Here is a 21,694-nt window from a genome sequence, read left to right on the forward strand (position 1 = left end):
TGTCTGCATCGCCTTCCTAGAATGAATTCCGAGCAGTACCCCCCACGATTCATAGGAGTGAAGCATGCAGATTCTTCGTAAAACCGCACTGATCCTGGCCCTGGCGGCGGGCGTTTCGGGCGCCGCGCTGGCCCAGCAGGCGCCGTCCGCGGCGCTGACCAGCCCCTACGGCGCGTCGCTGACGCGCGCCGAGGTGCTGGCCGACCTGGCGCTGTGGAAGCGCGCGGGCGTGGATCGGTTCTGGCGCGGCGAGGCCACGCCGGACATCTACAGCCCGGAGTACAAGGCCGCGTTCTCGGAATATGTGCGCCTGCGCTCGGGCCCGGACTACCAGGCCGAAGTGCGGCGCCAGAACGAGAGCCGCCGATAGCCGCGCCCGAGGCTTCGGGGCATTCGCGGTCATGGGTCACGTCTTGTTGACTTGCATTCCCGAGTCCGGCGACAGACTGCACTTCGCGGACCTGGAGCTGGACTTGCTGCGCTGCCGGGCCTACCGGGATGGCGAGCCGTTGCTGTTGACGCCGAAGGAGTTCGGGCTGCTCGCGATGCTGATGGGCAGCCCGGGCGCGGTGTTCACCAGTTGGCAATTGGCCGAATCGGTCTGGAAGGCCAATGCGCCGATCGCCGGCGCCCGGCACGTAAAGTGCCAGGCTGTCGCGATCGCCATGCGGCGCCTGCGCAGGAAAGTGGACGGCGGCAGCCGCCCGCGATTGCTGCATGTGATCCGCGGCGGCAGTTTCATGCTGGCCGCCGGGCCCCTGTGACGCTGTCGCGCCAGTAACGGTACAGGCCCTTGATGTCGCCAGAGCACAGCAACGGCATGGCGCCGGCCAGTCTGTCTTCGGGCCAGTCCCACCATTGCATTTCGAGCAGCAGGGCGATGTCGTCGTCGGCAAAGCGCTTCTTGATCGGTTTGGCGGGATTGCCGCCGACGATCGTGTAGGGCTCCACGTCCTTGGTGATGAGTGCGCGGCTGCCGATCACGGCGCCATGTCCGATGGTGATGCCGGGCATGATCATGGCTTCGGAGCCGATCCAGACGTCGTTGCCGATGACGGTGTCGCCGGCTTTCTGGAAGGCGTCGCGCGCTTGCGCGAACGCCGGCACTTCACTCATGTAGAAGAATGGGAACGATGACGCCCAGTCGTACCGGTGGCCCTGGTTGCCCGCCATGATGAAGGCGGCGCCGGAGCCGATGGAACAGAAGCTGCCGATGATCAACTGGTCGACGTCGTCGCGGTCCGGCATGAGGTAGCGCGCGCAGTCGTCGAACGAATGGCCATGGTAATAGCCGGAGTAGTAGCTGTAGCGGCCGACCTTGATATTCCTGTTGGTGACGTCGTCGGACAGCAGCTTGCCCTTGAAGGGGCTTTCGAAGTGATTTTTCATGGAGATCCTGGTGGCATGCCGCGGGGAGTCATGGTGATTCGCGGGCGGGCTGCGCATCGATGATCGCACAATTGCGCAATCGCACAAGCGCGCCCGCATCAGGCGCTGCAGTATGCTGGCGCTTTTCCAGCATCGGCCGCACGCTGCGCGGGCTGCAAGCGCAGGCCATGCCGGTGCGCGTCGGCGTGCTCGAGGGCGGTCCGCACGGGCTGCGCCATTTTTCGAGGTTGAGCGCCGGCCGGGGCCGGGGCGTGCCGCCGCGCTACTACGTCGGCAAGCGCCCGCCGCGCATCCGTCGGGCGAGGGCGAGCGCTGCTCATCGACGCGGCGCCCGAAATCCTGTTGATACGCGGCGCGTTGGCCTCATTGACGCTCGAGGCCAGGCCATCGACCCGCGCGACGCCGAGCTATGGCATCTACCGTTGCCATGTCGGCGCGCGCCGCTTCATCTTGTATGTTGCCGAGAACTTCGGCGACGTGTTGCCGTTCCTGGCCAAAGGCGACCAAGTGGAGGTGGCCGCCTATGTCGAGGAGGTCTGGCATGCCGCGAGCGCGTCTGCGCGATCCCGTGGCCGCCGTCGAGGCCCCGTTGCTGGATCCGGCGCCGCTGCGCCGCCTGCCGCGCGCCAGGGACCGTATGGACGCCGCCTCGCACGAGGCCTGGCCGGTGGAACGCCTGGCCCAGGTCAGCGGCGTGTCCGTTGCCTATCTCGCCCGCGGCTTCAAGCGCGCCTTCGGCCTCCCTCCGCATCGCTACCTGCTGACGCGGCGCGTCGAGCAGGCCATCGCCTTGTTGCGCGACACCGAACTGCCCATTACCGATATCGCGTACGCCACCGGCTGGCAAAGCCTGGGAACCTTCGGTCGCATTTTTCGCGACGTCACGGGGGGGCAGCCCCGGCGCCATGCGCGCGCGGGCCCGGGCCGGCCTGGAGGGGCTGGGCCTCATGCCAGCCTGTGTGGTCAAGGCTGCGCTGCGCCCCGACCTGAATATCGCAGTTTTGGAGAAGCGCTGCCGCCAGGCAAAGGATAAAGCGCGGTGATCGATCCGCGTCGGGTCGCGCATCACCCGATCAACGTATTCAGGGAGCAACCATGCGATGGTGGCCTCGCCGCCGAACAGGCGACCGCTTTGCAGCGAATTGCCGTTGCGGCTGTCAAAACCCGACTCCAGCTTGAACGCGGCGTACTGCCCATCGCCCAGGTCTTCCTTGCCGCGCAGGCCCCAGCGCGAGCCTGCCGTGGTGCCGTTGGTCGTGCCGATGCGACTGCTGTCGATGCTGCTGCGGCGGCCGGTGGCCGGATCGGTATAGTTGCCGTCGACGTTGGCGTAGCCGATACCCGTGTCGATGATGCCTTAGAGCTTGACCGAGGTCTGTGCGGACGCCGCGCCGGACAGCGCCAGGGCGGCCGCGGTGGCGAATTGTTTTTTCATGGATGACTCCGTAGTCAGGGAAACTCGAATGGCGCCGTGCGGTCGGAGGCTGGGCCTTCCGTTGCAGGGCGATTCAAAGTCTGCGCGGGCGCAACCGACAGTTCGCGAACATTAGAATGACAATTTCGATCGCGCCGCCATCGCGATGCTGTCATTTTTTTCTGCTTGGCCCCGGCGGCTGGGCCGCGCCATTCTTCTGCGATTCCATGTTCAAGACCTTTCTGCGTTCCTGTCTTGCCCTGTCATTCGTCATCGCCAGCGCCGCCCAGGCCGCCGGGTTCCAGCGTCTGAACCTGCCCATGGACATGAACGGCCCCGCGTTGCAGGGCGGCGTCTGGTATCCGTGCGCCACACCGACGCAGGAGATGGCGATCGGCCGCGTCACCCTCAAGGCGATCCCGGATTGCCCGATGACCGAAGGCGCCAAGCCGCTCATCGTCATCTCGCATGGCTCGGGCGGGTCGTACCTGAGCCACCATGACACCGCCGCGGCGTTGGCCGACGCGGGCTTCGTGGTGGCGGCGATCAATCATGTCGGCGACAACGCCGTCGACCGTTCGCGGCAGGGCTACCTGTCGATCTTCTCGACCCGCCCGCGCGAGATTCGGCGGCTGATCGACTACCTGACCGGCGCGTGGCCGCAACGGGCGCAACTGGATGGCGCGGTGGGAATGTTCGGTTTTTCGCGCGGGGGCTACACCGGGCTGGTGCTGGCGGGCGCGGTGCCGGACTTCGGGCCGGGGCTGGGCATCTGCGCCGACCAGCCCGCGCTGCCGATGTGTCGCGACATCCGCGATGGCAAGGTGCCGGCGCAACCCTACGTGAAAGATGCGCGCATCAAGGCGCTGGTCATCGCCGATCCGCTCAACGCGTTCAGTGCGCAGGCGCTCAAGGCGGTGTCGATACCGGTGCAGTTGTGGGCCTCGGCGCAAGGCGGCGATGGCGTGACGCCGGCCAGTGTCGATGCGCTGCGCCAGGGATTGGCGGCGGCCGAGTTCCACCGGGTCGCGGGCGCCGGGCATTTCGCCTTCCTGGCGCCGTGTTCCGCCGCGCAGGCCGAGGCCGTGCCGGCGATCTGCCAGGATGCGCCCGGTTTCGACCGGGCGGCGTGGCACCGCGATTTCAACGCGGCGCTGGCCGCGTTCTTCAAGACGGCATTGCGCTGACCGCTTGCCGGCGCAGCGGCTGTCAAGGCGGGCCGCCGCGCGGCGGGCGTGGGCGCGGCTAGCGACCCGCCTTTCCGGCCGCCCGCCGCCTGGCGGCCGCCTTGGGCGCATCGCGCAGATGAACGTAGTTGCGGTAGCGCTCGAAGTCCTTGCCAGCCAGCGCCAGATACAGCCCCGTGGCCACCATGAATCCGCTGAACACGTAGACGTGCAGCCAGATTCGCGCGGAATAGCCGATCAGCGAGGAGGCCATGTACATGTTCCACGCGCCAAAGCCCAGCAACAGGGCCATCAGCAACCAGCGCGCGCTGTCGCTGCCGCGATACAGCCAGGCCAGCAGCGCCCCGGGGATCAGCAGCTTCTTCAAGGCCGACAGGTCACCCTGCAATAGCGGTAGCAGGTCATAGCCGAGGGCGGCCAGCGTGCCTGCCAGGACGATGAACCAGAACCGCCGGCTGGTGGGCGCGTGGCGTCGGGGAGCCGGTCTTTCTTCACCATTGTTCTGCTGCATGGGGTCTCCTTTTGGCAAGCGGCCAGTGTAACGTCGTGCCGGCGGCGTTGCAGGTAGACTGGCGGCTGGGCACACACCGGAGCACCGCCTTGGCCACCTCGTTGCGCAGATACACCGAGCTTCCCTACCTGATCGACTACTTGAAGACGGGCGAGCTGGCGCTGCTCAACCCGAAGGCGTGGGACGATCGCAACGACTCGTTCTACATCGAGGAGTACGCGCGCGCCAAGCGCCTGCTCGGCATCTATGCGTTGTGCCTGGCCGAGGCTTCCGAGACCTATCACCACTGGCGCGTGTTCTCGCACGGCAGCGGCGGAGTCTGCATCGAGTTCGACAAGGAAAAGCTGGTGGAGCAAGTGAGCGGCGTGCCCGACCTGCGGGCCGAGACGGTGCAGTACCGCACCATCAAATCGCTGCGCGAGCAGCCGCCGGCCGAGGCCGACCTGCCGTTCCTCAAGCGCCATGCCTTCCGCGACGAAAAGGAATTCCGCCTGTTCGTCTGCCGCAAGACGCGTGACACGCCGGTGCTGCGCATCGCGGTCGATCCGGCGACCATCAAGCGCGTCACCCTCAGTCCCTGGCTGCCGGCCACGGTCTGCGACCAGGTCAAGAAGGTGCTCAAGTCGATCGAGGGCTGCCAGAAACTGCGCGTGTTCCGCTCGACCCTGGTGGACAACGAGGACTGGAAGAAATTCGCCAGCGCCGGCCGCAAGGGGCCGGCATGAAAGGGGCCGGCATGATCATAGCGGCCGGCTGGCCTGTGCGCGCCAGCATTTGACGGGATCCTCGCGCGCCAGCGATTGATGCACGCCGACGCCGGCCATGACTCCCGAGGCGCTGGCCAGGGTGGCGTTGCCCATCTGCAGGCTGGCGTCGCCCGCCGCATACACCCCGGGCACCGTGGTCTGCTTGAAATCATCGACGCGCAGATACGGCCCCAGCGGCCCCTCGTCGACGCCGCAGCCCAACTGTTCGGCCAGCGGACTGGCCAGGTGCACGCGGCTGGCGACAAACAACGCATTGACCAGCAGGCGGCGGCCGTCGGCCAACTGCACCGCGTCGATACGCGGCGCCGGGCCCAGCAACTGCGTCACCGGGGTACGCTCGATGCGCACGCCGCGCGCAGCCAGCAGCGCGGCCTGTTCGGCATCCGGCTCGAACTCGCCCTGGGTGAAGTAGGTGGTCGGCCCCCAGTCGGGCAGCAGCACCGCCTGGTGCGACGACATCGGGTGGGCGGCCAGCACGCCAAGCGGCTGGTCGGCGACTTCATAGCCGTGGCAGTAGGGACAATGCAGCACCGTCCGGCCCCAGCGTTCGGCGAGGCCGGGCAGGGCGGGCAGTTCGTCGCGCACGCCGATGGCCAGGATCAGGCGGGCGCCGCGCAGCTCGCGGCCATCTTCCAGGGTGACCAGGAAGCGGCCTGATTCGCCGGCGGCCCTGGCGGCTACGGCGTCAATGAAGTCCACGGTGCGGTAGGCGGCAAGCTGGGCGCGGCCCACGGCCCTGATCTCGGCCGGGGTCTTGCCGTCCTGGCCCAGGAAACCATGTGCGTGCGCCGCGAATCGGTTGCGCGGCAATCCCGCGTCCACCAGCGCGATGCGGCGGCGCGCGCGGGCCAACTGCATGGCCGCCGACAGGCCGGCAAAGCTGCCGCCGATGATGATGGCGTCGTAGCAGGGGGGCAGTTTCTCGGGCTTCATGATTTTCTCGATACTTTAAAAGTTGCATGATACGGCGTGCGCGCCAAATCACGCAACTTATAATGTTTCATACCATGAACCAGGAGTCTTCCCATGCGCAGCGATAACCGCCTGTCCCGCATGCTGCACGTGCTGTTGCACATGGCGGAGCAGGACGCGCCGCTGACCTCCGAGACCATCGGCAAGATGCTCAACACCAATCCCGTGGTGGTGCGGCGCATGATGTCCGGCCTGCGCCAGCGCGGCTACGTGCAATCGGAAAAAGGCCACGGCGGCGGCTGGGTGCTGACGCGGCCGTTGTCCGAGTTGACCTTGCTGGACGTCTATCAGGCGCTGGGCGAGCCGCCGATCTTCGCGCTCGGGCTGGACCAGAGCGAACCGAAATGCCTGGTGGAGCAGGCCGTCAATGCCGGACTGGAGGGGGCGATGGCCGAGTCGCGCCGCCTGCTGCTGGACCGCTTCGCCACGATCCGCATGGATAAGCTGGCGCAGGACTTCCACCGGCGGCTCAAACTGCATCCGCCCTGCGCGGAGCGCTAGCCGGCGCTGCGCCGGTGTATCCTCGCAAGCGTGCCGCGCCCGCATCCCGGGCGGCGGCCCGCGCAAGAGAACACGGACGGCCGCCACCCGCGCCAGTCCGGCACTGCCCGACCAGGAGACATCGAACATGCTATTGACCGAAGAACAGCTCAGCGTCCAGGACATGGCGCGCCGTTTCGCGCAGGAACGGCTGGCGCCCAATTCCGAACGCTGGGACCGCGAGCACCACTATCCGGCCGACGCCATCCGCGAGATGGCCGGCCTCGGCTTTTTCGGCATGCTGGTGCCGGAGGAATGGGACGGCAACGCCAGCGGCTACCTCTCGTATGCCGTGGCGCTGGAAGAGATCGCGGCGGGCAATGGCGCCTGCTCGACCATCATGAGCGTGCACAACTCGGTCGCCTGCATGCCGATCCTGAAGTACGGCACCGACGCGCAGAAAGAGCAGTTCCTGCGGCCGCTGGCCAGCGGCCAGCACATTGGCGGTTTCGCGCTGACGGAACCGCAAGCCGGTTCCGATGCCAGCAGCCTGCGCACCCGCGCCGTGCGCGACGGCGACCACTACGTGCTCAATGGCGCCAAGCAGTTCATTACCTCGGGCCGTACCGGGCAGGTGGTGATCGTGTTCGCGGTGACCGATCCGCAGGCCGGCAAGCGCGGCATCTCGGCCTTCATCGTGCCGACCGACACCCCGGGCTACCAGGTGGTGCGGGTCGAGGACAAGCTCGGCCAGCACCTGTCGGACACCTGCCAGATCGCCTTCGAGGACATGCGCATCCCCGCCGCATGGCGCTTGGGCGAGGAGGGCGAGGGCTACAAGATCGCGCTGTCGAACCTGGAGGGCGGCCGCATCGGCATCGCCGCCCAAGCGGTCGGCATGGCGCGCGCGGCGTTCGAATGCGCGCGCGACTATGCGCGCGACCGCCAGGCTTTCGGCAAGCCGATCATGGAGCACCAGGCGGTGTCGTTCCGGCTGGCCGACATGGCCACGCAGATCCACGCGGCGCGGCAGATGGTGCTGCACGCGGCCGCGTTGCGCGAGGCCGGCAGGCCGGCGCTGACCGAGGCCTCGATGGCCAAGCTGTTTGCCTCCGAAATGGCCGAGAAGGTCTGCTCGGCCGCCATCCAGACGCTGGGCGGCTATGGCTACCTGGCCGACTTCCCGGTGGAACGCATCTACCGCGACGTGCGCGTCTGCCAGATCTACGAGGGCACCAGCGACATCCAGCGGCTGGTGATCGCGCGCGCCCTGTAGGCGGGCGCCGGCCGGCAGGCTCAGTCCAGCAAGGCCTGCACCGCGGCCTGGGCCGGAGCCGCCAGTGGCTGTTCGCGTTGCAGCCGCGCGATCTTTTCCTCGAACTCGCCCGCCACGTCGGGCCGCAGCTTCTTCATGGCGCGTACCGTCTGCGCCAGCAGCAGGCGCGCGTTGACGCTGTGCGGGAAGTCCAGGCACTGGCGCAGGTTGCCATCGAGGATCTCGCGTTCGCCATTGAGCTGGCCGGGTTGGTCCGGGTCGGCGCCGTTGCAGCGCACCGCCAGCAACTGTTCCAGGCGCAGCAGGTAGTACGGGAAGGCCGCGCCGTCCGGCACCGTGTAGTGGGCCGGCGCCGCCAGCGGCGGCTGCGCGCTGGCCCGGCCCAGCAGCGCCACCAGTTCCTCGGTCAGGCGCTGGATCGCCGCGGTCGGGTCGGCCAACGGGAATTCGGCCGACAGGGCGCCAAGGCACTCGGCGTCTTCGGTGCGCACCACTCGCACTTCGGCGCGCCACGGCTCGGCGGTGGTGACCAGGTGGGAGATCACCACGTAATCGCTTTGCGCCTCGCATTGCTGCGCATAGCCGATGGCATCGGTGTCGTCCCAGGCCGCGCCGCTCAACAGGAACCCGGGATGCGGTTCGGTCAGCCAAGGCACCAGCGTCTGCGTGCGCAGGCCGCAGCGCAGCGCCAGTTGTTCGTTGAAGTACAGCGGCAGCGCGCGGCTCAGGCGGCCGGTGGCGTCGGCCAGTTGCCGCGCGGCGCGCTCGGGCGCCGCGCCGATCTCGGCCGAGCCGCCCAGGAACGACACCAGCGGTCGATCGGGCGTCACCGGCGTGAATAGCGCCGCCGCGGGCGAATCGGGCGTCAGCCACACCGGGCCGCGGCCCAGCAGCATGGCCAGCCGCATCTGCGCCGGCTCGGCCGCGCCGTCGCCCAGCGCGGCGCGCGCCAGTTCGGTGTCCCAATAGGCCAGGTTGTCCTTCCAGTCGGGGCGTTGCTCCGCGTAGAGCTGGTCGAGGATGGCGCGGGCCTCGCCGGGCCGGCCCAGTTCGACGTAGGCGCGGATCAGGTTGTTGCCGACCTGGATACCGTGCAACGCGGCATCGAAGCGCGGCCCGGCCAGTTGCACGATCGGCTCGATCGCGCCGGCATTGCCCAGGTCGCCGCTCATCTGCGCCAGCAGGTCGGCGGGCGCGGGCGTGCCGGCGCGCGCCAGCGCTTCCTGGTACATCGCGAGCGCGCCTGCCAGGTTGTGCGAGCCCAATTCGCCGTGCGCCAGCCACAACTGCGCGCGCCAACTGCCGGGCAGCGCGGCGATCTTGCGCATGGCGGCCACGCCGGCCGCGTCGCCGCCATGCTCGCGGTGGATGGCTTCGTACCAGCCCAGGCCATTCTCCTGGTTCGGATCCAGTTGCAGCGCGCGCCACAGCGTTTCCAGGGCGGCGCCCTCGTCGCCGCGCTGGTCCTGGATCTTGGCCAGGTTGGTCAGGACGACGCCGGTTTCGCCATGCTGGCCGATGAAGCCGCGCAGCGCGCGCTCGGCCTGATCCAGGCGGCCGGTCTTCATGTAGACGATGGCCTGCAGCACCACGCCGCGCTCGGCGCCGGGCTGCAGCGCGACCAGGCGGTCGGCGGGCCTGACCATTTCGTCGACGAAGCCGTCGCCGAGCGACTGGATGATCAGGCCGGACAGGGCGTCGGCGTCGTCCCAGTGGCGCTCGATGGCGCCGGCCAGCACGTTGTCGCGCCACTGGTCGCGCGGCACGAGGATCTCGCGGCCGTAGGCGTCGTAGGCGCGGATCATGTCGGCTTCGCTGTCCGGCGTGGCGACCGGCGCGGCGTCGGCCGCGGGCGAGGCGCCGTCATCGGCGGGGGCGGCTTGCTTGCCGAGCAGTTTCTTCAGGAAGCTCATGGGGTGTCGTTTCCCAGGGGTCAGGCGCCGAGCGCGCGGGCGCGGCATTCGAGGCATGCGCGGCGGCGGGGATCGGCGCAGGCGCCAGGCCAGGCGCCTGCGCTCAGGGTTTCAGGTCGCGCAGCAGCTTGGCCAGTTCCGGCGCCGTCATCAGCGCCACACCCTGGGCGCGGGCGTATTGCCGCGCGTTGTCGGACACGTCGCCCAGGGCAATATAGATGGCTTCGCGCGCGCCGCGCTTTTCGCGCGCGGTTTGCAGGTCGCGCAGCGGCTCGACGCCGACGCGGGCGGCCTTCCAGCGCTTGGCGCCGACCAGGGCGACGTGGCCGTCTTTGGTCAACGCGAAATCGGCGCCGGGCCCTGGCAGCCGCTCGACCTCGCAGCCGTCGCGGCGAAAGCCCGCTTCGACCGTGGCGGCGAATTGCTGCCACGACATGGCCGCGGCGGCCTGCGCCACGGCCTCGACCCGGGCGCCGGAAGGCGCGCGCAATTGTTTGTAGGCCGCCATGATGGCGATCACCGCGAACGGCACCGCCGCGAACACGCCCATGGCCGCGTACTCCAGCGGCAGCGCGGCGAACCCGCCCACCGACAGCAGCAGCGCCACGCCGGCGCTCATCCACCACGGCGAGCGCAACAGCACCGCGAAGATGGAGTTCTGCGACATCTTGAACTTCATGGCGCGCGCACCACGATACGCACGTCGCCACAGGTGACGATCTGGCCGGGACGGATCTTGGCGGTCTTGCGGCTTTCGACCACGCCGCCCACGCTCACGTGGCCTTCGGCCACCAGCATCTTGCCGGCGCCGCCGCTGTCGCAGACGCCGGTGGCCTTGAGCAACTGGTTGACTTCAATAAAGGGGCTGCCTGCGGCAAGCGTGAATTCGATGATGGGCATGGGGAAAAACGGGAGGTAGGTCAGGCCTGGCCGCCGGGCACATTGCCGCCGGCGGGAGGGGCGGGCGGCGTCGGCGGGGCCGGGGGCGCGGGCGGGACGTCGGCGGGCGCCACCGGACGGCCGTTGCCGGACTCGGTGCGCGCCATCCAGGCGATCAGCGACGAGCGCATGGCTTCCTCGACCGACATCTGGATCGGCTGCACCCATTCCTGCGGCACGAACACGGTGTAACCCCCGATCATATAACCCATGGGCAGGTACACGGCCACCCGGTCGCCCTGGCTGAAGCCCTCGGGCAGGCCGTCCAGATTGCGGCGTGTCACCAGGCCGACCAGCTCCAGTTGCTGGCCCGGGATGCGCAGGATCACGACCTGCTGGGCGGTGGCCTTGGAGCTGGGCGAGAAATAGTCGGCGAAGCTCTTGAGCGACGAATAGATGCTCTTGACCACCGGCAGGTTGGTGAACGGCATTTCCAGCAGCACCATCACGCGCTTGACGCGCTCCTTGGATACCAGGTAGCCGATCGCCAGGATGCCCAGGATGCCCAGCAGCAGGCCCAGGCCGGGAAAGTAGAAGCCGCCGATGAAGGGGCGCAGGAAGGTCAGCGCCACCGCCTCGGTCCAGGCCAGGAAGATGTAGAGCAGGTAGATCGTCAACGCCAGCGGCAATACCGTGATCAGGCCGCGGAAGAAGTATTTGTAAAGACGGGTCATAGTCGTGAAGCCAGGAAATCGGGGTCGGGTCGAGCGCGCCGCGCGGACCGGAAGGGCCGCCAGCATAGCAGCAGCCGGCGCAAGACCTGGTAACAAGACGCGGGAAATGCTACCGGTCGACGGGCAGGTACAGCGTTTCCTTGATCTCTTCCATCACCACGTAGCTGCGCGATTCGGCCGAGGCGGGCAGGCGCTTGAGGATTTCGCCAAGCAGACGGCGGTACTCATTCATCTCGGTCAGGCGGGCCTTGACCAGGTAGTCGAAATCGCCCGACACCAGGTGACACTCCATGACCTCGGGCACGTACAGCAGCTCTTTCTTGACCTTGTCGAACACGTCGCCCGACTTGGCCGAAAGCTTGATCTCCAGGAACACCAGCAGGTTCTTGCCCAGCGCCGCCGGGTTGACGCGCGCATGGTAACCGGAGATCACGCCTTCGCGTTCCATGCGCTTGATCCGGTCGGAGCAGGGCGTGGCCGACAGGTTGACGCGCTCGGCCAGTTCGGTGACGGAAATCCGGCCCTCGCGCTGCAGAATATCGAGGATTTTCAGGTCGATGCGGTCGAGATCGCGCATTTCACTTCTGGCGGTCGAAAAAGGGCGGTTGGCCGGGAAAAAGCACTGCCAAACAAAAATCTTCAGTGATTTTCCCTGTGATGAGGCTCATAGACTACCGAAATTCCTGACTAAATCCAAACTTCGGAAAGAATCATGCATGTGATCGTCCTCGGCAGCGGCGTCATCGGTACCACCACCGCTTATTACCTGGCGCGCCAGGGGGCCAAAGTGACGGTGCTGGACCGCCAGCCCGGCGCCGCCCAGGAGACCAGCTACGCCAACGCCGGCCAGGTATCGCCGGGCTACTCCACGCCCTGGGCCGCGCCCGGCATCCCGCTCAAGGCCATCAAGTGGCTGTTCAAGAAACACGCGCCGCTGGCGATCCGCCTGGACGGCAGCCTGTACCAGTTGAAATGGATGGCGGCGATGCTGGCCAACTGTTCGGCCGAGCGCTACGCGGTCAACAAGGAACGCATGCTGCGCCTGGCCGAATACAGCCGCGACTGCCTGCGCGAGCTGCGCGCCGACACCGGCATCCATTATGAAGAACGCACCCGCGGCACGCTGCAACTGTTCCGCACCGAGGCGCAGATGGAAGCCGCGCGCCGCGACATCGCGGTGCTGGAAGAAGTGGGCGTTCCCTACGAGCTGCTGGACCGCAACCGCCTGGTGACCGCCGAGCCGGCGCTGGCGCGTTCGCTGCACAAGCTGGCCGGCGGCCTGCGCCTGCCCAACGACGAAACCGGCGACTGCCGCCTGTTCACCACCCACCTGGCCGAGATGGCCGCGGCCCTGGGCGTGGAGTTCCGCTACAACCAGTCCGTCAGCGGCCTGAACACCGCCGGCGGTCAGGTCACCGGCGTGCGCGTCGGCAACGAAGTCCTGACGGCCGACCGCTACGTCGCCGCCTTCGGCAGCTACACCCGCGGCTTCCTGGAACCGCTCGGCCTGGACCTGCCGGTGTATCCGGTCAAGGGCTACTCGTTGACCATTCCCATGAAGGACGAGGCCGCCGCGCCGGTCTCGACGATCCTGGACGAAACCTACAAGATCGCCGTCACCCGCTTCGACGACCGCATCCGCGTCGGCGGCATGGCCGAGCTGTCGGGCTTCGACCTGCGCCTGAAGGACGCGCGCCGCAAGACGCTGGAACTGGTGGTCAACGACCTGTTCCCCGGCAGCGGCGACGTGGCCCGCGCCGAGTTCTGGACCGGCCTGCGCCCGATGACGCCGGACAGCACCCCGGTGGTGGGCCCGACCCGCTACGGCAACCTGTTCCTGAACACCGGCCACGGCACGCTCGGTTGGACCATGGCCTGCGGCTCGGGCAAGCTGGTGGCCGACCAGGTGCTGGGCCAGCGTCCGCAGATCCGCACCGACGGCCTGGCGCTGTCGCGCTACGACCGCCATGCGTCGGCCGAGCGGCCGCTGGTGCTGGGCGGCAAGGGCGCCTGAGTCCCGCCGCCCAATCCGGTTTTTCCCCCGGCGCCGGCCACAAGCCGGCGCCCCGACGGCCCGCCCGGCGCACAATGCCGGCCGGGCCGTTGTTCCGCGCGCGCGGCGGCGGATGTTTTTGCGACGGCTTCCCGCCTGGGGATGTCCCTGGCGGCCGGCGCCGACCTCTACAATCCGGGCATGACCCATTTCCTGCATACCGCCGATTGGCAGATCGGCCGTCAGTACGGCCAGTTCGACACGGATGACGCCGCCTTGCTGGCCGAGGCCCGCTTCGATGCCGTCGCGCGCATCGCCGCGCTGGCGGCCGAGCGCGGCGTGGACGCGGTGCTGGTGGCCGGTGACGTATTCGACACCCAGGCCGTGTCCGACCGCACCATCCGGCGCCTGTTCGCCGCGCTGGGCGCCTACACCGGCCCCTGGGTCATGATCGCCGGCAACCACGACGCGGCGCTGGCCGACAGCGTCTGGACCCGCGCCGCGCAACTGGGCTGCATCCCGCCCAATGTGCAGGTGCCGCTGCGCCCCGGCGTGGTCGACCTGGCGGCGCAGAACCTCGCGGTGCTGGCCGCGCCGCTGACCCAGCGCCATACCTACGACGACGTCACCCAGGCCTTCGACGCCATGGAATCCCAACCCGGCCGCATCCGCATCGGCCTGGCCCATGGCAGCGTGGCCGGCCGCCTGCCTGACACCATCGATGCCACCAACCCCATCGCGCCCGACCGCGCCGCCCGTGCGCGGCTGGACTATCTGGCGCTGGGCGACTGGCATGGCTGCCTGGCCATCGACGAACGCACCTGGTACGCCGGCACGCCCGAGCAAGACCGCTTTCGCGGCAACGAACCCGGCTACGCGCTGCACGTGCGCATCGCCGCGCCGGGCGCCACGCCGCAGGTCGAACGCGTCGCCACCGGCAAGTACCGCTGGTCGGCCTGGGCCGAAACCCTGAGCCTGCCGACCGACGCCCAGGCGCTGGCCGAGCGCCTGGCGACGCTGCGGGCCGAAGACGTGCTGCGGCTGGAACTCCATGGCCACGTCAATGTGCCGACCTGGGAGGCGCTGCAACGCGCCGTGGATCAGGCGGCGGCGCAGGCGAGGGCGGTGCTGCCGGACTTCTCTGGCTTGCTGCTCGAACCGGACGAAGCCGACTTGGCGCAACTGGGCGCCAGCGGCTATGTCGGCGAAGTGGCCGCGCAATTGCAGGCCATGCAGGCCGACCCGGAACAGGCGGCGGTGGCCGGCGAGGCCTTGCGGCTGCTGCTGCGGTTCCAGCGCGAAGGCGCGGCCGCGGGAGGCGCGCAATGAAGCTCACGCGCATCGCCCTGGAAGAATTCCGCAAGTTCCGCCAGCCCTTGGTGCTGGATGGCCTGCAGGATGGCCTGAACCTGTTCGTCGGCCCCAATGAAGCGGGCAAGAGCACCGTGGCCGCGGCCATCCGCGCCGCATTCCTGGAACGCTACAGCACCCGCACGGTGTCCGACCTCGCGCCGCGCGGCGAGAGCGGCGCCCGGCCCGGCGTCGAGCTGGCATTCAGCCATGCCGGCCACGATTACCAGTTGAAGAAGCACTTCCTGTCGCGCGCCCGCTGCGAGCTGCTGATCGACGGCGGCGCGCAGCGCCTTGAAGGCGAGGAAGCCGAGAACGCTTTGGCCGCGCTGCTGGGCTTCGAACTGGCCGCGCGCGGCCAGAGCAAGCCCGACCTGGCCGGCGTGCCGGGCCTGCTGTGGATCCAGCAGGGCGACGGCCAGAACCTGCAAACCGCCGCCGGCCATGCCGGCGGGTATCTGCGCGAGGCCCTGACGCAATTGTCGGGCGAGCTGGCCGGCGGCGACGGCGACCGGCTCTACGAACGCGTGGCCGCCGAGCGCGCCACCTTGCTGGATGCGCGCAACGGCCGCCCCAAGGGCATCTACAAGGACGCCGAGGACGCGCTCGCGGCCGCCCTGGCCGAGCGCGACCGCTGCGCCCAGGCCAAGGCCCAGCTCGATGCCGACGTCGACCGGCTGGCGGCGCTGCGCGCCGAACACGCGCGCGCCGAGGCCGGGCAGCCCTGGAAGGACTTCGAGACCCGCGCCGCCGAGGCGCGCGCCCGGTTGGCGGCCGTGGCCAAGGAACGCGAGGCGTTTGAAGCCCTGCAACGCGAGCAGCGCCAGGCGGCGCAGACGCTCTCGGTGCTGCAGGAACAGGTGCGCCGCGACCAGCAGGACGAAACCGATTTGCAGGCCCTGGTGGCGCAGGCACAGGCCGCCCGCGCCGCGGTCCAGGAGGCGCAGGAGCCGCTGGCGCGCGCCCGCAAGCTGCGCGACACGCACGTCGCCGCCGCCGGGCAGGCGCGTGAGCGGGTCGCGGCGGTGCAGGCCGTGGCGGATCGCCGCGATATCGAACACCAGCTCGAGCAGTTGGCGCGCGACATCGAGCGCCTGGACGGCGCGCTCGAGGAAGCCACCCGCCTGATCGAACAAGGCTCGACCTTGAAGGCCGAGGCGGTGCGCATCGAGATCGCCGACGCCGACATCCAGGCCGTGCGCAAGAGCGAACGCGCCCTGAGCGATCTGCAACTGCGCCAGCAGGCTATCGCCACGCGCCTGTCGTACACATTGGACGCGGGCCGCGCGGCGCGGCTGGACGGCGCGGCCCTGGCCGGCAGCGGCGAGCTGCTGCTGACCGCCGCGGCCGAACTGGAATTGCCCGGCCTGGGCCGCCTGCGCATCGAGCCGGGCGGCCAGGACCTGCCGGCGCTCAAGCGCGAATTGGCCGAGACGCAGGCAGCCAACGCCGCGCTGTTGTCACGCCTGGGCGTGGCGCGCGCGGCCGAGGCCGAGGAACGCCACGCGCGCGGCATCGTGTTGCAGCGCGAACTGGAAGCCATGCGCAAGACGCTGGCGATTCACGCGCCCAAGGGCATGGACGCGTTGCGAGGGCAACGCAACGAAGCGCAAGCGCGGCGCGCGCAATTGGCCGAGCGGCTGGCGCTGCTGCCGCCGGCGGAGGCGGCGGACGATGTCGACCTGCCCGCCGTGCGCCAGGCGCTGCGCGACGCCGAAGCCAGCGTGGCCCAGGCCGAGCAGGCCCTGGCGGCGGCCCAGCGCGCGCTGGATGCCGACAGCGCCCGTGCCCAACTGCTCGAAACCCAGGCGGCCGCGCGCGGCGCCGACCTGCAATCGCCCGAACGCGCGGCGCAGCGCCAGGCCCGCGCCGGCCGGCTGGCCGAAGCGCGCAGCGGCCATGACCTGCTCGAACAGCGGCTGCGCCAGGCGCAGGCCGCGCTGGAAGCGCTGCGTCCGGAACTGCTGGAACAGGACGCGCAGCGCTACGAGAAATCCGCCACCATCGAACGCGACGCCCAGCACAAGCGCCACAGCGAGATCCAGCAGTTGCTGGGCAAGCTGGAGCAGGCCGGCGCGCAAGGCCTGGGCGAACGCCTGTCCGAGGCCGAGGCCGCCTGCGAACGCCTGCGGCGGCGCCGCGACGAATTCCAGCGCCGCGCCCAGGCGCTGGAGCTGCTGTCCACCTTGCTGGCCGACAAGCGCGATGCGGCCACGCAGCGCCTGCAGGCGCCGCTGGCGCGCCGCCTGAGTCACTATCTGGCACTGCTGTTCCCCGATTCCGCGCTGCGCCTGGACGAGGCGCTGCGGCCCGCCGCGCTGCAACGCGCCGAGGGCGAGGACCCGCTGGATGCGCTCAGCTTCGGTACGCGCGAGCAACTGGGCATCCTGGCGCGGTTTGCCTACGCCGACCTGCTGCGCGAGGCCGGACGGCCGACGCTGCTGCTGCTGGACGATGCGCTGGTGCATACCGACGACGGCCGCCGCGACTTGATGAAGCGCGCGCTGTTCGACGCCGCCACGCGCCACCAGATCCTGATGTTCACCTGCCATGGCGAGGCCTGGCGCGACCTGGGCGTCGCGCAGCGCCGCATCGGCGCTTGACGCCGCCGCGGCGCGCCGGTAGCCTACGTCGGTTCATCACCGAACCCGACGCGTTTCACATGCCCGACTTCACGCCTTCCGCCGAATCCGCCTTCGCTGCCCGCGCAGCCGGCGTCGGCCTGCGCGCAAGCCGGCGGCAGGGCGTGTCGTCTCCCGTGGTTTCTCCTGTCGTCTCGGCGGTCGTGTCGCCGCCGGCCGCGCCGCCGCGCGATGTCGTCGCCGGTGTCGCGGGCGCTTATCCGCCCGTGGTCGCCGTCCTCGGCTGACCGCCGCACACTTCCCGCTCCCGCTTTATCGCCTGGATCCGCCGCGCCGATGCGTCGACGCGTTTGCGTTCGCGTCCGCCCGCCGCGCGTCCTGGCCTGATCCGTCCGCGCGCTGCAAGGCGCGCGGCGCCGCGGGAGCCTGTTCCATACCCGACAGGTAGAAATTCTCATGTCTTCCAATCGCCATACTTGGGCCGCCCATGGCTCCACCACGTTGTTCGTGCTGCTGTGGAGCGGCGGCGCGATCTTCGCCAAATGGGGCCTGGCGCACGCCTCGGCCTTCGGCTTCCTGCTGCTGCGCTTCGTTCTGGCCCTGGCCGTGCTGGCGCTGATCTGCGCGCGGCGGCGGCGCTGGCTGCCGGCGCCGGGCACGCGCGGCATTGTCGCGTTGACCGGGCTGCTGCTGATCGGCAGCTACGCCATCTGCTACCTGCTGGCGCTGGACCACGGCATCACGCCGGGCGTGCTGGCCACGCTGCTGGGCGCGCAACCCATCCTGACCCTGGCGCTGCTCGAACGCCGCTTTCCGCCGTTGCGGCTGGCGGGCCTGCTGCTGGCCCTGTGCGGATTGGGCCTGGTGATGTTCCAGAGCATCGGCATGGCGCGCTTCTCGCTGGCCGGCATGGCCTGCGCCTTCGCGGCGCTGGCCAGCATGACGGCCGGCGCCATTCTGCAAAAGCGCGTGCGCCAGGCGCCGCTGGACGTGATGCCGCTGCAGTACGCGGTGAGCCTGGCGCTGGGTCTGCTGTTCGCGCCGTTCCAGCCGCTGCGCGCGGATTGGAGCCTGGGCTTCATCCTGCCGCTGCTGTGGATGGGCCTGGTGATCTCGGTGGCGGCGACGCTGCTGTTCTACCGCATGATCCAGGCCGGCAACCTGGTCAACGTCACCAGCCTGTTCTACCTGGTGCCGGCCGGCACCGCGGCGCTGGATTACCTGGTGCTGGGCAACCGGCTGTCGTTGCTGAGCCTGGGCGGCATGGCGGGGATTCTGCTGGGCCTGATGCTGGTGCTGCGCACGCCGGCGGCGCGCTCGGGCGGCTGACGACGGTTGCCCCCGCGCAGCGAGATCTCTCGCCGCGCGGCGCGCGCGGGTCGGAGCATCGCGGGGGGCGCATTGGGAGGGCATTGCGACGGCGCCATCCATGCTACGCCTGTCCTGCTGCGTCGTCCGCGCTACGCGTGCGCGGCTTCTTCCTGGCCGGCCCAGTGCCCGCTGACCAGTTGCGCCGGCCGTTCGCACGCCTGGACCCGGGCGCAGACCGCCCAGGCGTCCAGGCGCACGTTCAGGCCGGCGTAGACGCCGTGGCCGTCGCCGGCCTCGATCCGGCCGTCGGCCTGTACGCCTTCGCCGGCGCGGATCGAGCCGTCGGCGCGGATGTCCTCGCCCGCGATCAGCCCCCAGCCGGCGGCCAGATGGCCGCCGCAAGCGATGGTGGCGCCCGCCTGGATGCCGCAGGCGGCATCGATGTCCTTGGCGGCCTGGACCGCGCCACCCGCCTTGATTCCCTGGCCGCATTTAAGGGCGCCTTGCACCTGCACGTCCTGCCCGGCCCGCAGGTGGCCGGTCACGGCCAGGTCCTGCCCGGCGCAGATGTCCCACTTGGCCCGCACGTTGCCGCGGCAATCCAGCGTCGTGGCGACCTCGATGCCCCATTCGGCGGCGATGTCGCCACCGGCGCGCAGGTCGCCAGCGCTGGCGATGTTGGCACCGGCGGTGATGTTCTCGCCGGCCACGATCGATTCCCCGGCGCGGATGCCGCCGCCAGTGATGATGCTGCGCCCGGCGCGCACCACGCTGTCGACGTTGATGCCCATGCGCACTTCCAGCGTGCCGGCGAAGACGATGGCGTGGGCATCCAGCGTATCGAGCTTCAGCACCGCGTCGGTCGGGCCGAACTGGTCCAGCAGCCAGCAGGCGTCACCCACGCGCCCGTCGGCCACCAGGGCATCCAGGACCGCCTGGTAGTCCCCCTGGCCGTTGTGGTCGCGCAGGAACCATTTGTAGCCGCCCGCGCAGGGATTCTTGGCTTTGACGAATTTCTTGGTGAGTTGCATGGCATTCGGGTGCAATCAAGGCGTGGCGCCGCCCGCCGGACAGGGCCGGCGCGCGGTCGAAACAAGGGGCGAAAACCGCCCGGCCACAGGGCAAGGCGGTAGTGCCGGCCGTTCTGGCGCCAGCGCACGCGTACAGCATCGGAATGCACGGACGTGCCGGCGGCCGGCAGCGGGCCGGTACGCAAAAGCGAAGGAGGAGGGGGAAGCGGGCGCTTAGCCGGGCTTGGAACGCGCGTAGGCGCGGCGCGCGGCGACTTCCTGCGAGCTCAACAGGGTCGAGCGCAGGGCGCAAAGGACGCAGGCGGCGTCGGAGAGGCGGGAAAAATCGGTTCGCACGGGCGAAATGGTAGCAGAGCGCGAGCGCGTCTTCCTCGGATGTGTCGCGGATACATCACGTGAACCGTCCGAATCTGGCGCCGTGACGAACCGTGCTCGGGCAGGGCGACCGGCGGCGGGCAGCGCGCCTGCCCGCCGGCCATGCGGCGGGGCCGCGCGGCGTGCCTCAGTTGGTCGACTGGATGTTGCGTTCCTTGGCGATGCGCTGGCGCAGCTCCAGCTCACGCTTGATCTGCGCGGCGTACTCGGCCGGCGTGTTGCCATCGACCAGCGAGCCGCCGTCGGCCAGGCGCTGCACGATCTTGGGATCCTTCAGCGTCTTGACGGTGGCGTCGTGGATGCGGTCGATCACCGCCTGGGGGGTGCCGGCGGGGGCGACCAGGCCGTACCACGCCATGTTGTCCATTTCCGGCATGCCGCCTTCGGCGAACGTGGGTACGTCGGGCAGGGTGGGCAGGCGCTTGGGCGCGGCCACGGCCAGGGCGCGCAGCTTGCCGGCCTGGATGTGCGGCATGGACGAAGGCAGGTTGTCGAACTGGGCATTGACCTGGCCGGCGATCACGTCGTTCAGCGCCGGGCCCGAGCCGCGGTAGGGCACGTGCACCATGTCGGTCTTGCTCAGCGACTTGAACAGTTCGCCGTCCAGGTGGCCGATGCCGCCGGCGCCGGACGAGGCGTAGCTGTATTTGCCGGGATTGGCCTTGAGCAGGGCGACGAACTCGGCCACCGATTTGGCCGGCACCGACGGATTCACCGTCAACACGTTGGGCACGTTGACCATATTGGTGATCGGCGCGAAGTCCTTGAGCGGGTTGTAGGGCGTTTTGGGGTTGGTGGCCGGGTTGGTGGCCATGGTGCTGACGGTGGCCACGCCCAGGGTGTAACCGTCCGGGGCCGAACGGACCAGCGCGTCGGCGCCGATCGAGCCGCCGCCGCCGCCACGGTTTTCCACCACCACGGCCTGGCCGAGCTCGCGGCCCAGCCCCTCGGCCACGATGCGGGCGACGATGTCGGTGGTGCCGCCGGCCGCGAACGGCACGATCAGGCGGATGGGTTTGTTGGGGTAGGGGTCGGCGGCGTGCGCGGCGCCGCTAAGACAGACGCCGGCAAGGGCGGTGGCCAGGATGGCCTTGGCGTGGGACAGCACGGTCAAAGTCTTCTCCATATTATTGAATCCGAGCCGGCCGGCTTCGTTGGCCGGCGTCGGGGAAGCGTGCCGGGTGCGGATGCCGGGCCGGTCGAGGCTTCGTGGGCGCCATTGCACACAGTTACCGATGCGGGGTCAATCGGGATTCCCCCTGCATCGCATGGGGGTATTCGCGCGGTCGCAGCAAGCCGTGCGATCGGCGCCGTTGTCGCAAAAAAACGTATGCTGACAAGAACTTGAATGAAAATGGGGTCATCCTTGCTGCGTAATCATTGCGCAGCGATCATGCCGTCATCCGCAGGGTACGTGCATAAATCTCTGCATAACTTACAAGAATCTGATATTTTTCGGATGAGATTCCTGGCCGGTCCTGCAAGAAAGCTATTGCGTTTGTTTCTGTCTGCGCCGTTCAATGGGGCGTT

Annotated in this window: 21 protein-coding genes and 2 pseudogenes; 12 read left to right on the forward strand and 11 right to left on the reverse strand. The window is 69.2% G+C overall.

All coding sequences use genetic code 11. The annotated features are described in order from the left end of the window. Positions 1-64 precede the first annotated feature (64 nt). Both ACN6O8_RS07220 and ACN6O8_RS07225 read left to right on the forward strand, forming a co-directional pair. Positions 65-370, forward strand: a complete 306-nt coding sequence (locus tag ACN6O8_RS07220; protein ID WP_427990381.1) for a DUF4148 domain-containing protein — start codon at positions 65-67, stop codon at positions 368-370. Positions 371-401: 31 nt separating this feature from the next. Next, positions 402-764: a winged helix-turn-helix domain-containing protein gene (locus tag ACN6O8_RS07225; RefSeq protein WP_427990382.1), complete on the forward strand. Its 363-nt coding sequence runs from the start codon at positions 402-404 to the stop codon at positions 762-764. Here the strand turns inward: ACN6O8_RS07225 and catB are convergent. Then, complete coding sequence (gene catB, locus ACN6O8_RS07230; protein WP_427990383.1) at positions 739-1,389, reverse strand: type B chloramphenicol O-acetyltransferase; 651 nt, start codon at positions 1,387-1,389, stop codon at positions 739-741. The two genes, ACN6O8_RS07225 and catB, sit on opposite strands and share 26 nt — an antisense overlap. A gap of 541 nt (positions 1,390-1,930) precedes the next feature. On the opposite strand from catB, the pseudogene ACN6O8_RS07235 reads away from it, so the two are divergent. Beyond that, positions 1,931-2,432, forward strand: a pseudogene (locus ACN6O8_RS07235) (helix-turn-helix transcriptional regulator). A gap of 56 nt (positions 2,433-2,488) precedes the next feature. On the opposite strand, the pseudogene ACN6O8_RS07240 reads toward ACN6O8_RS07235, so the two are convergent. After that, a pseudogene (locus ACN6O8_RS07240) lies at positions 2,489-2,824 on the reverse strand (porin); the annotation flags it as partial. Positions 2,825-3,030: 206 nt separating this feature from the next. Between ACN6O8_RS07240 and ACN6O8_RS07245 the strand changes: the two are divergent. Then, positions 3,031-3,990, forward strand: coding sequence for an alpha/beta hydrolase family protein (locus tag ACN6O8_RS07245; RefSeq protein ID WP_427990384.1), 960 nt, complete (start codon positions 3,031-3,033; stop codon positions 3,988-3,990). Positions 3,991-4,048: 58 nt separating this feature from the next. Here ACN6O8_RS07245 and ACN6O8_RS07250 read toward each other — a convergent pair whose 3' ends face one another. Next, positions 4,049-4,501 carry a hypothetical protein gene (locus tag ACN6O8_RS07250; RefSeq protein ID WP_427990385.1) on the reverse strand — a complete coding sequence of 151 codons (453 nt, stop codon included), beginning with the start codon at positions 4,499-4,501 and terminating at the stop codon, positions 4,049-4,051. An 89-nt stretch (positions 4,502-4,590) separates the two neighbouring features. On the opposite strand from ACN6O8_RS07250, the gene ACN6O8_RS07255 reads away from it, so the two are divergent. Next, entirely contained in the window at positions 4,591-5,226 is a 636-nt protein-coding gene (locus ACN6O8_RS07255; protein WP_427990386.1) for a DUF2971 domain-containing protein, read from the forward strand. Positions 5,227-5,241: 15 nt separating this feature from the next. On the opposite strand, the gene ACN6O8_RS07260 is transcribed toward ACN6O8_RS07255, so the two are convergent. Then, positions 5,242-6,201, reverse strand: coding sequence for an NAD(P)/FAD-dependent oxidoreductase (locus ACN6O8_RS07260; protein ID WP_427990387.1), 960 nt, complete (start codon positions 6,199-6,201; stop codon positions 5,242-5,244). Between the two features lie 93 nt (positions 6,202-6,294). Here ACN6O8_RS07260 and ACN6O8_RS07265 point away from each other — a divergent pair, with 93 nt between their 5' ends. After that, positions 6,295-6,741 carry an Rrf2 family transcriptional regulator gene (locus ACN6O8_RS07265; RefSeq protein WP_427990388.1) on the forward strand — a complete coding sequence of 149 codons (447 nt, stop codon included), beginning with the start codon at positions 6,295-6,297 and terminating at the stop codon, positions 6,739-6,741. A 127-nt stretch (positions 6,742-6,868) separates the two neighbouring features. Then, positions 6,869-7,996: an acyl-CoA dehydrogenase family protein gene (locus ACN6O8_RS07270; RefSeq protein WP_427990389.1), complete on the forward strand. Its 1,128-nt coding sequence runs from the start codon at positions 6,869-6,871 to the stop codon at positions 7,994-7,996. A 20-nt stretch (positions 7,997-8,016) separates the two neighbouring features. Here the strand turns inward: ACN6O8_RS07270 and ACN6O8_RS07275 are convergent, their stop codons facing one another. From ACN6O8_RS07275 to ACN6O8_RS07295, 5 genes are all read right to left on the reverse strand, one after another. After that, positions 8,017-9,909, reverse strand: coding sequence for a tetratricopeptide repeat protein (locus ACN6O8_RS07275; protein ID WP_427990390.1), 1,893 nt, complete (start codon positions 9,907-9,909; stop codon positions 8,017-8,019). A 103-nt stretch (positions 9,910-10,012) separates the two neighbouring features. After that, the gene (locus ACN6O8_RS07280; RefSeq protein WP_427990391.1) at positions 10,013-10,588 is read right to left on the reverse strand and encodes a restriction endonuclease; all 576 of its coding nucleotides are present in this window, start codon (positions 10,586-10,588) and stop codon (positions 10,013-10,015) included. After that, entirely contained in the window at positions 10,585-10,809 is a 225-nt protein-coding gene (locus ACN6O8_RS07285; protein WP_427990392.1) for an RNA-binding S4 domain-containing protein, read from the reverse strand. The genes ACN6O8_RS07280 and ACN6O8_RS07285 overlap by 4 nt, the downstream gene beginning before the upstream one ends. Positions 10,810-10,829: 20 nt before the next feature. Next, on the reverse strand, positions 10,830-11,522 hold the full coding sequence (locus tag ACN6O8_RS07290) for a DUF502 domain-containing protein (RefSeq protein ID WP_427990393.1): 693 nt from the start codon (positions 11,520-11,522) through the stop codon (positions 10,830-10,832). Between the two features lie 109 nt (positions 11,523-11,631). After that, complete coding sequence (locus tag ACN6O8_RS07295) at positions 11,632-12,099, reverse strand: winged helix-turn-helix transcriptional regulator (protein WP_049073431.1); 468 nt, start codon at positions 12,097-12,099, stop codon at positions 11,632-11,634. Between the two features lie 135 nt (positions 12,100-12,234). Here ACN6O8_RS07295 and ACN6O8_RS07300 point away from each other — a divergent pair, with 135 nt between their 5' ends. The 5 genes from ACN6O8_RS07300 (at position 12,235) to ACN6O8_RS07320 (ending at position 18,776) form a co-directional block, all read left to right on the forward strand. Beyond that, positions 12,235-13,536, forward strand: a complete 1,302-nt coding sequence (locus tag ACN6O8_RS07300) for a D-amino acid dehydrogenase (RefSeq protein ID WP_427990394.1) — start codon at positions 12,235-12,237, stop codon at positions 13,534-13,536. Between the two features lie 180 nt (positions 13,537-13,716). After that, complete coding sequence (locus tag ACN6O8_RS07305) at positions 13,717-14,844, forward strand: metallophosphoesterase family protein (protein ID WP_427990395.1); 1,128 nt, start codon at positions 13,717-13,719, stop codon at positions 14,842-14,844. Continuing rightward, the gene (locus tag ACN6O8_RS07310; protein ID WP_427990396.1) at positions 14,841-17,468 is read left to right on the forward strand and encodes an AAA family ATPase; all 2,628 of its coding nucleotides are present in this window, start codon (positions 14,841-14,843) and stop codon (positions 17,466-17,468) included. The genes ACN6O8_RS07305 and ACN6O8_RS07310 overlap by 4 nt, the downstream gene beginning before the upstream one ends. Before the next feature lie 59 nt (positions 17,469-17,527). Beyond that, entirely contained in the window at positions 17,528-17,734 is a 207-nt protein-coding gene (locus tag ACN6O8_RS07315) for a hypothetical protein (protein WP_427990397.1), read from the forward strand. A 169-nt stretch (positions 17,735-17,903) separates the two neighbouring features. Next, entirely contained in the window at positions 17,904-18,776 is an 873-nt protein-coding gene (locus ACN6O8_RS07320) for a DMT family transporter (protein ID WP_427990398.1), read from the forward strand. A gap of 131 nt (positions 18,777-18,907) precedes the next feature. Here ACN6O8_RS07320 and ACN6O8_RS07325 read toward each other — a convergent pair whose 3' ends face one another. Together ACN6O8_RS07325 and ACN6O8_RS07330 are read right to left on the reverse strand one after the other, a co-directional pair. After that, positions 18,908-19,789, reverse strand: coding sequence for a hypothetical protein (locus ACN6O8_RS07325; protein WP_427990399.1), 882 nt, complete (start codon positions 19,787-19,789; stop codon positions 18,908-18,910). A gap of 502 nt (positions 19,790-20,291) precedes the next feature. Next, a complete protein-coding gene (locus ACN6O8_RS07330) occupies positions 20,292-21,290 on the reverse strand; it encodes a Bug family tripartite tricarboxylate transporter substrate binding protein (RefSeq protein ID WP_427990400.1) in 999 nt (332 codons plus the stop codon). Between the last annotated feature and the right edge of the window lie 404 nt (positions 21,291-21,694).

It is taken from the genome of Achromobacter sp. (assembly GCF_050285565.1).
Classification (GTDB): domain Bacteria; phylum Pseudomonadota; class Gammaproteobacteria; order Burkholderiales; family Burkholderiaceae_B; genus Achromobacter.

What these genes read in the sequence shown, in the direction of transcription:
- ACN6O8_RS07300 (WP_427990394.1), top strand. Translation starts at nt 12,235, where the DNA reads ATGCATGTGATCGTCCTCGGCAGCGGCGTCATCGGTACCACCACCGCT.
- ACN6O8_RS07260 (WP_427990387.1), bottom strand. Translation starts at nt 6,201, where the DNA reads ATGAAGCCCGAGAAACTGCCCCCCTGCTACGACGCCATCATCATCGGC.
- ACN6O8_RS07275 (WP_427990390.1), bottom strand. Translation starts at nt 9,909, where the DNA reads ATGAGCTTCCTGAAGAAACTGCTCGGCAAGCAAGCCGCCCCCGCCGAT.
- ACN6O8_RS07250 (WP_427990385.1), bottom strand. Translation starts at nt 4,501, where the DNA reads ATGCAGCAGAACAATGGTGAAGAAAGACCGGCTCCCCGACGCCACGCG.
- ACN6O8_RS07220 (WP_427990381.1), top strand. Translation starts at nt 65, where the DNA reads ATGCAGATTCTTCGTAAAACCGCACTGATCCTGGCCCTGGCGGCGGGC.
- ACN6O8_RS07295 (WP_049073431.1), bottom strand. Translation starts at nt 12,099, where the DNA reads ATGCGCGATCTCGACCGCATCGACCTGAAAATCCTCGATATTCTGCAG.
- ACN6O8_RS07245 (WP_427990384.1), top strand. Translation starts at nt 3,031, where the DNA reads ATGTTCAAGACCTTTCTGCGTTCCTGTCTTGCCCTGTCATTCGTCATC.
- ACN6O8_RS07310 (WP_427990396.1), top strand. Translation starts at nt 14,841, where the DNA reads ATGAAGCTCACGCGCATCGCCCTGGAAGAATTCCGCAAGTTCCGCCAG.
- ACN6O8_RS07330 (WP_427990400.1), bottom strand. Translation starts at nt 21,290, where the DNA reads ATGGAGAAGACTTTGACCGTGCTGTCCCACGCCAAGGCCATCCTGGCC.
- ACN6O8_RS07280 (WP_427990391.1), bottom strand. Translation starts at nt 10,588, where the DNA reads ATGAAGTTCAAGATGTCGCAGAACTCCATCTTCGCGGTGCTGTTGCGC.
- ACN6O8_RS07270 (WP_427990389.1), top strand. Translation starts at nt 6,869, where the DNA reads ATGCTATTGACCGAAGAACAGCTCAGCGTCCAGGACATGGCGCGCCGT.
- ACN6O8_RS07290 (WP_427990393.1), bottom strand. Translation starts at nt 11,522, where the DNA reads ATGACCCGTCTTTACAAATACTTCTTCCGCGGCCTGATCACGGTATTG.
- catB (WP_427990383.1), bottom strand. Translation starts at nt 1,389, where the DNA reads ATGAAAAATCACTTCGAAAGCCCCTTCAAGGGCAAGCTGCTGTCCGAC.
- ACN6O8_RS07325 (WP_427990399.1), bottom strand. Translation starts at nt 19,789, where the DNA reads ATGCAACTCACCAAGAAATTCGTCAAAGCCAAGAATCCCTGCGCGGGC.
- ACN6O8_RS07305 (WP_427990395.1), top strand. Translation starts at nt 13,717, where the DNA reads ATGACCCATTTCCTGCATACCGCCGATTGGCAGATCGGCCGTCAGTAC.
- ACN6O8_RS07285 (WP_427990392.1), bottom strand. Translation starts at nt 10,809, where the DNA reads ATGCCCATCATCGAATTCACGCTTGCCGCAGGCAGCCCCTTTATTGAA.
- ACN6O8_RS07265 (WP_427990388.1), top strand. Translation starts at nt 6,295, where the DNA reads ATGCGCAGCGATAACCGCCTGTCCCGCATGCTGCACGTGCTGTTGCAC.
- ACN6O8_RS07320 (WP_427990398.1), top strand. Translation starts at nt 17,904, where the DNA reads ATGTCTTCCAATCGCCATACTTGGGCCGCCCATGGCTCCACCACGTTG.
- ACN6O8_RS07315 (WP_427990397.1), top strand. Translation starts at nt 17,528, where the DNA reads ATGCCCGACTTCACGCCTTCCGCCGAATCCGCCTTCGCTGCCCGCGCA.
- ACN6O8_RS07225 (WP_427990382.1), top strand. Translation starts at nt 402, where the DNA reads ATGGGTCACGTCTTGTTGACTTGCATTCCCGAGTCCGGCGACAGACTG.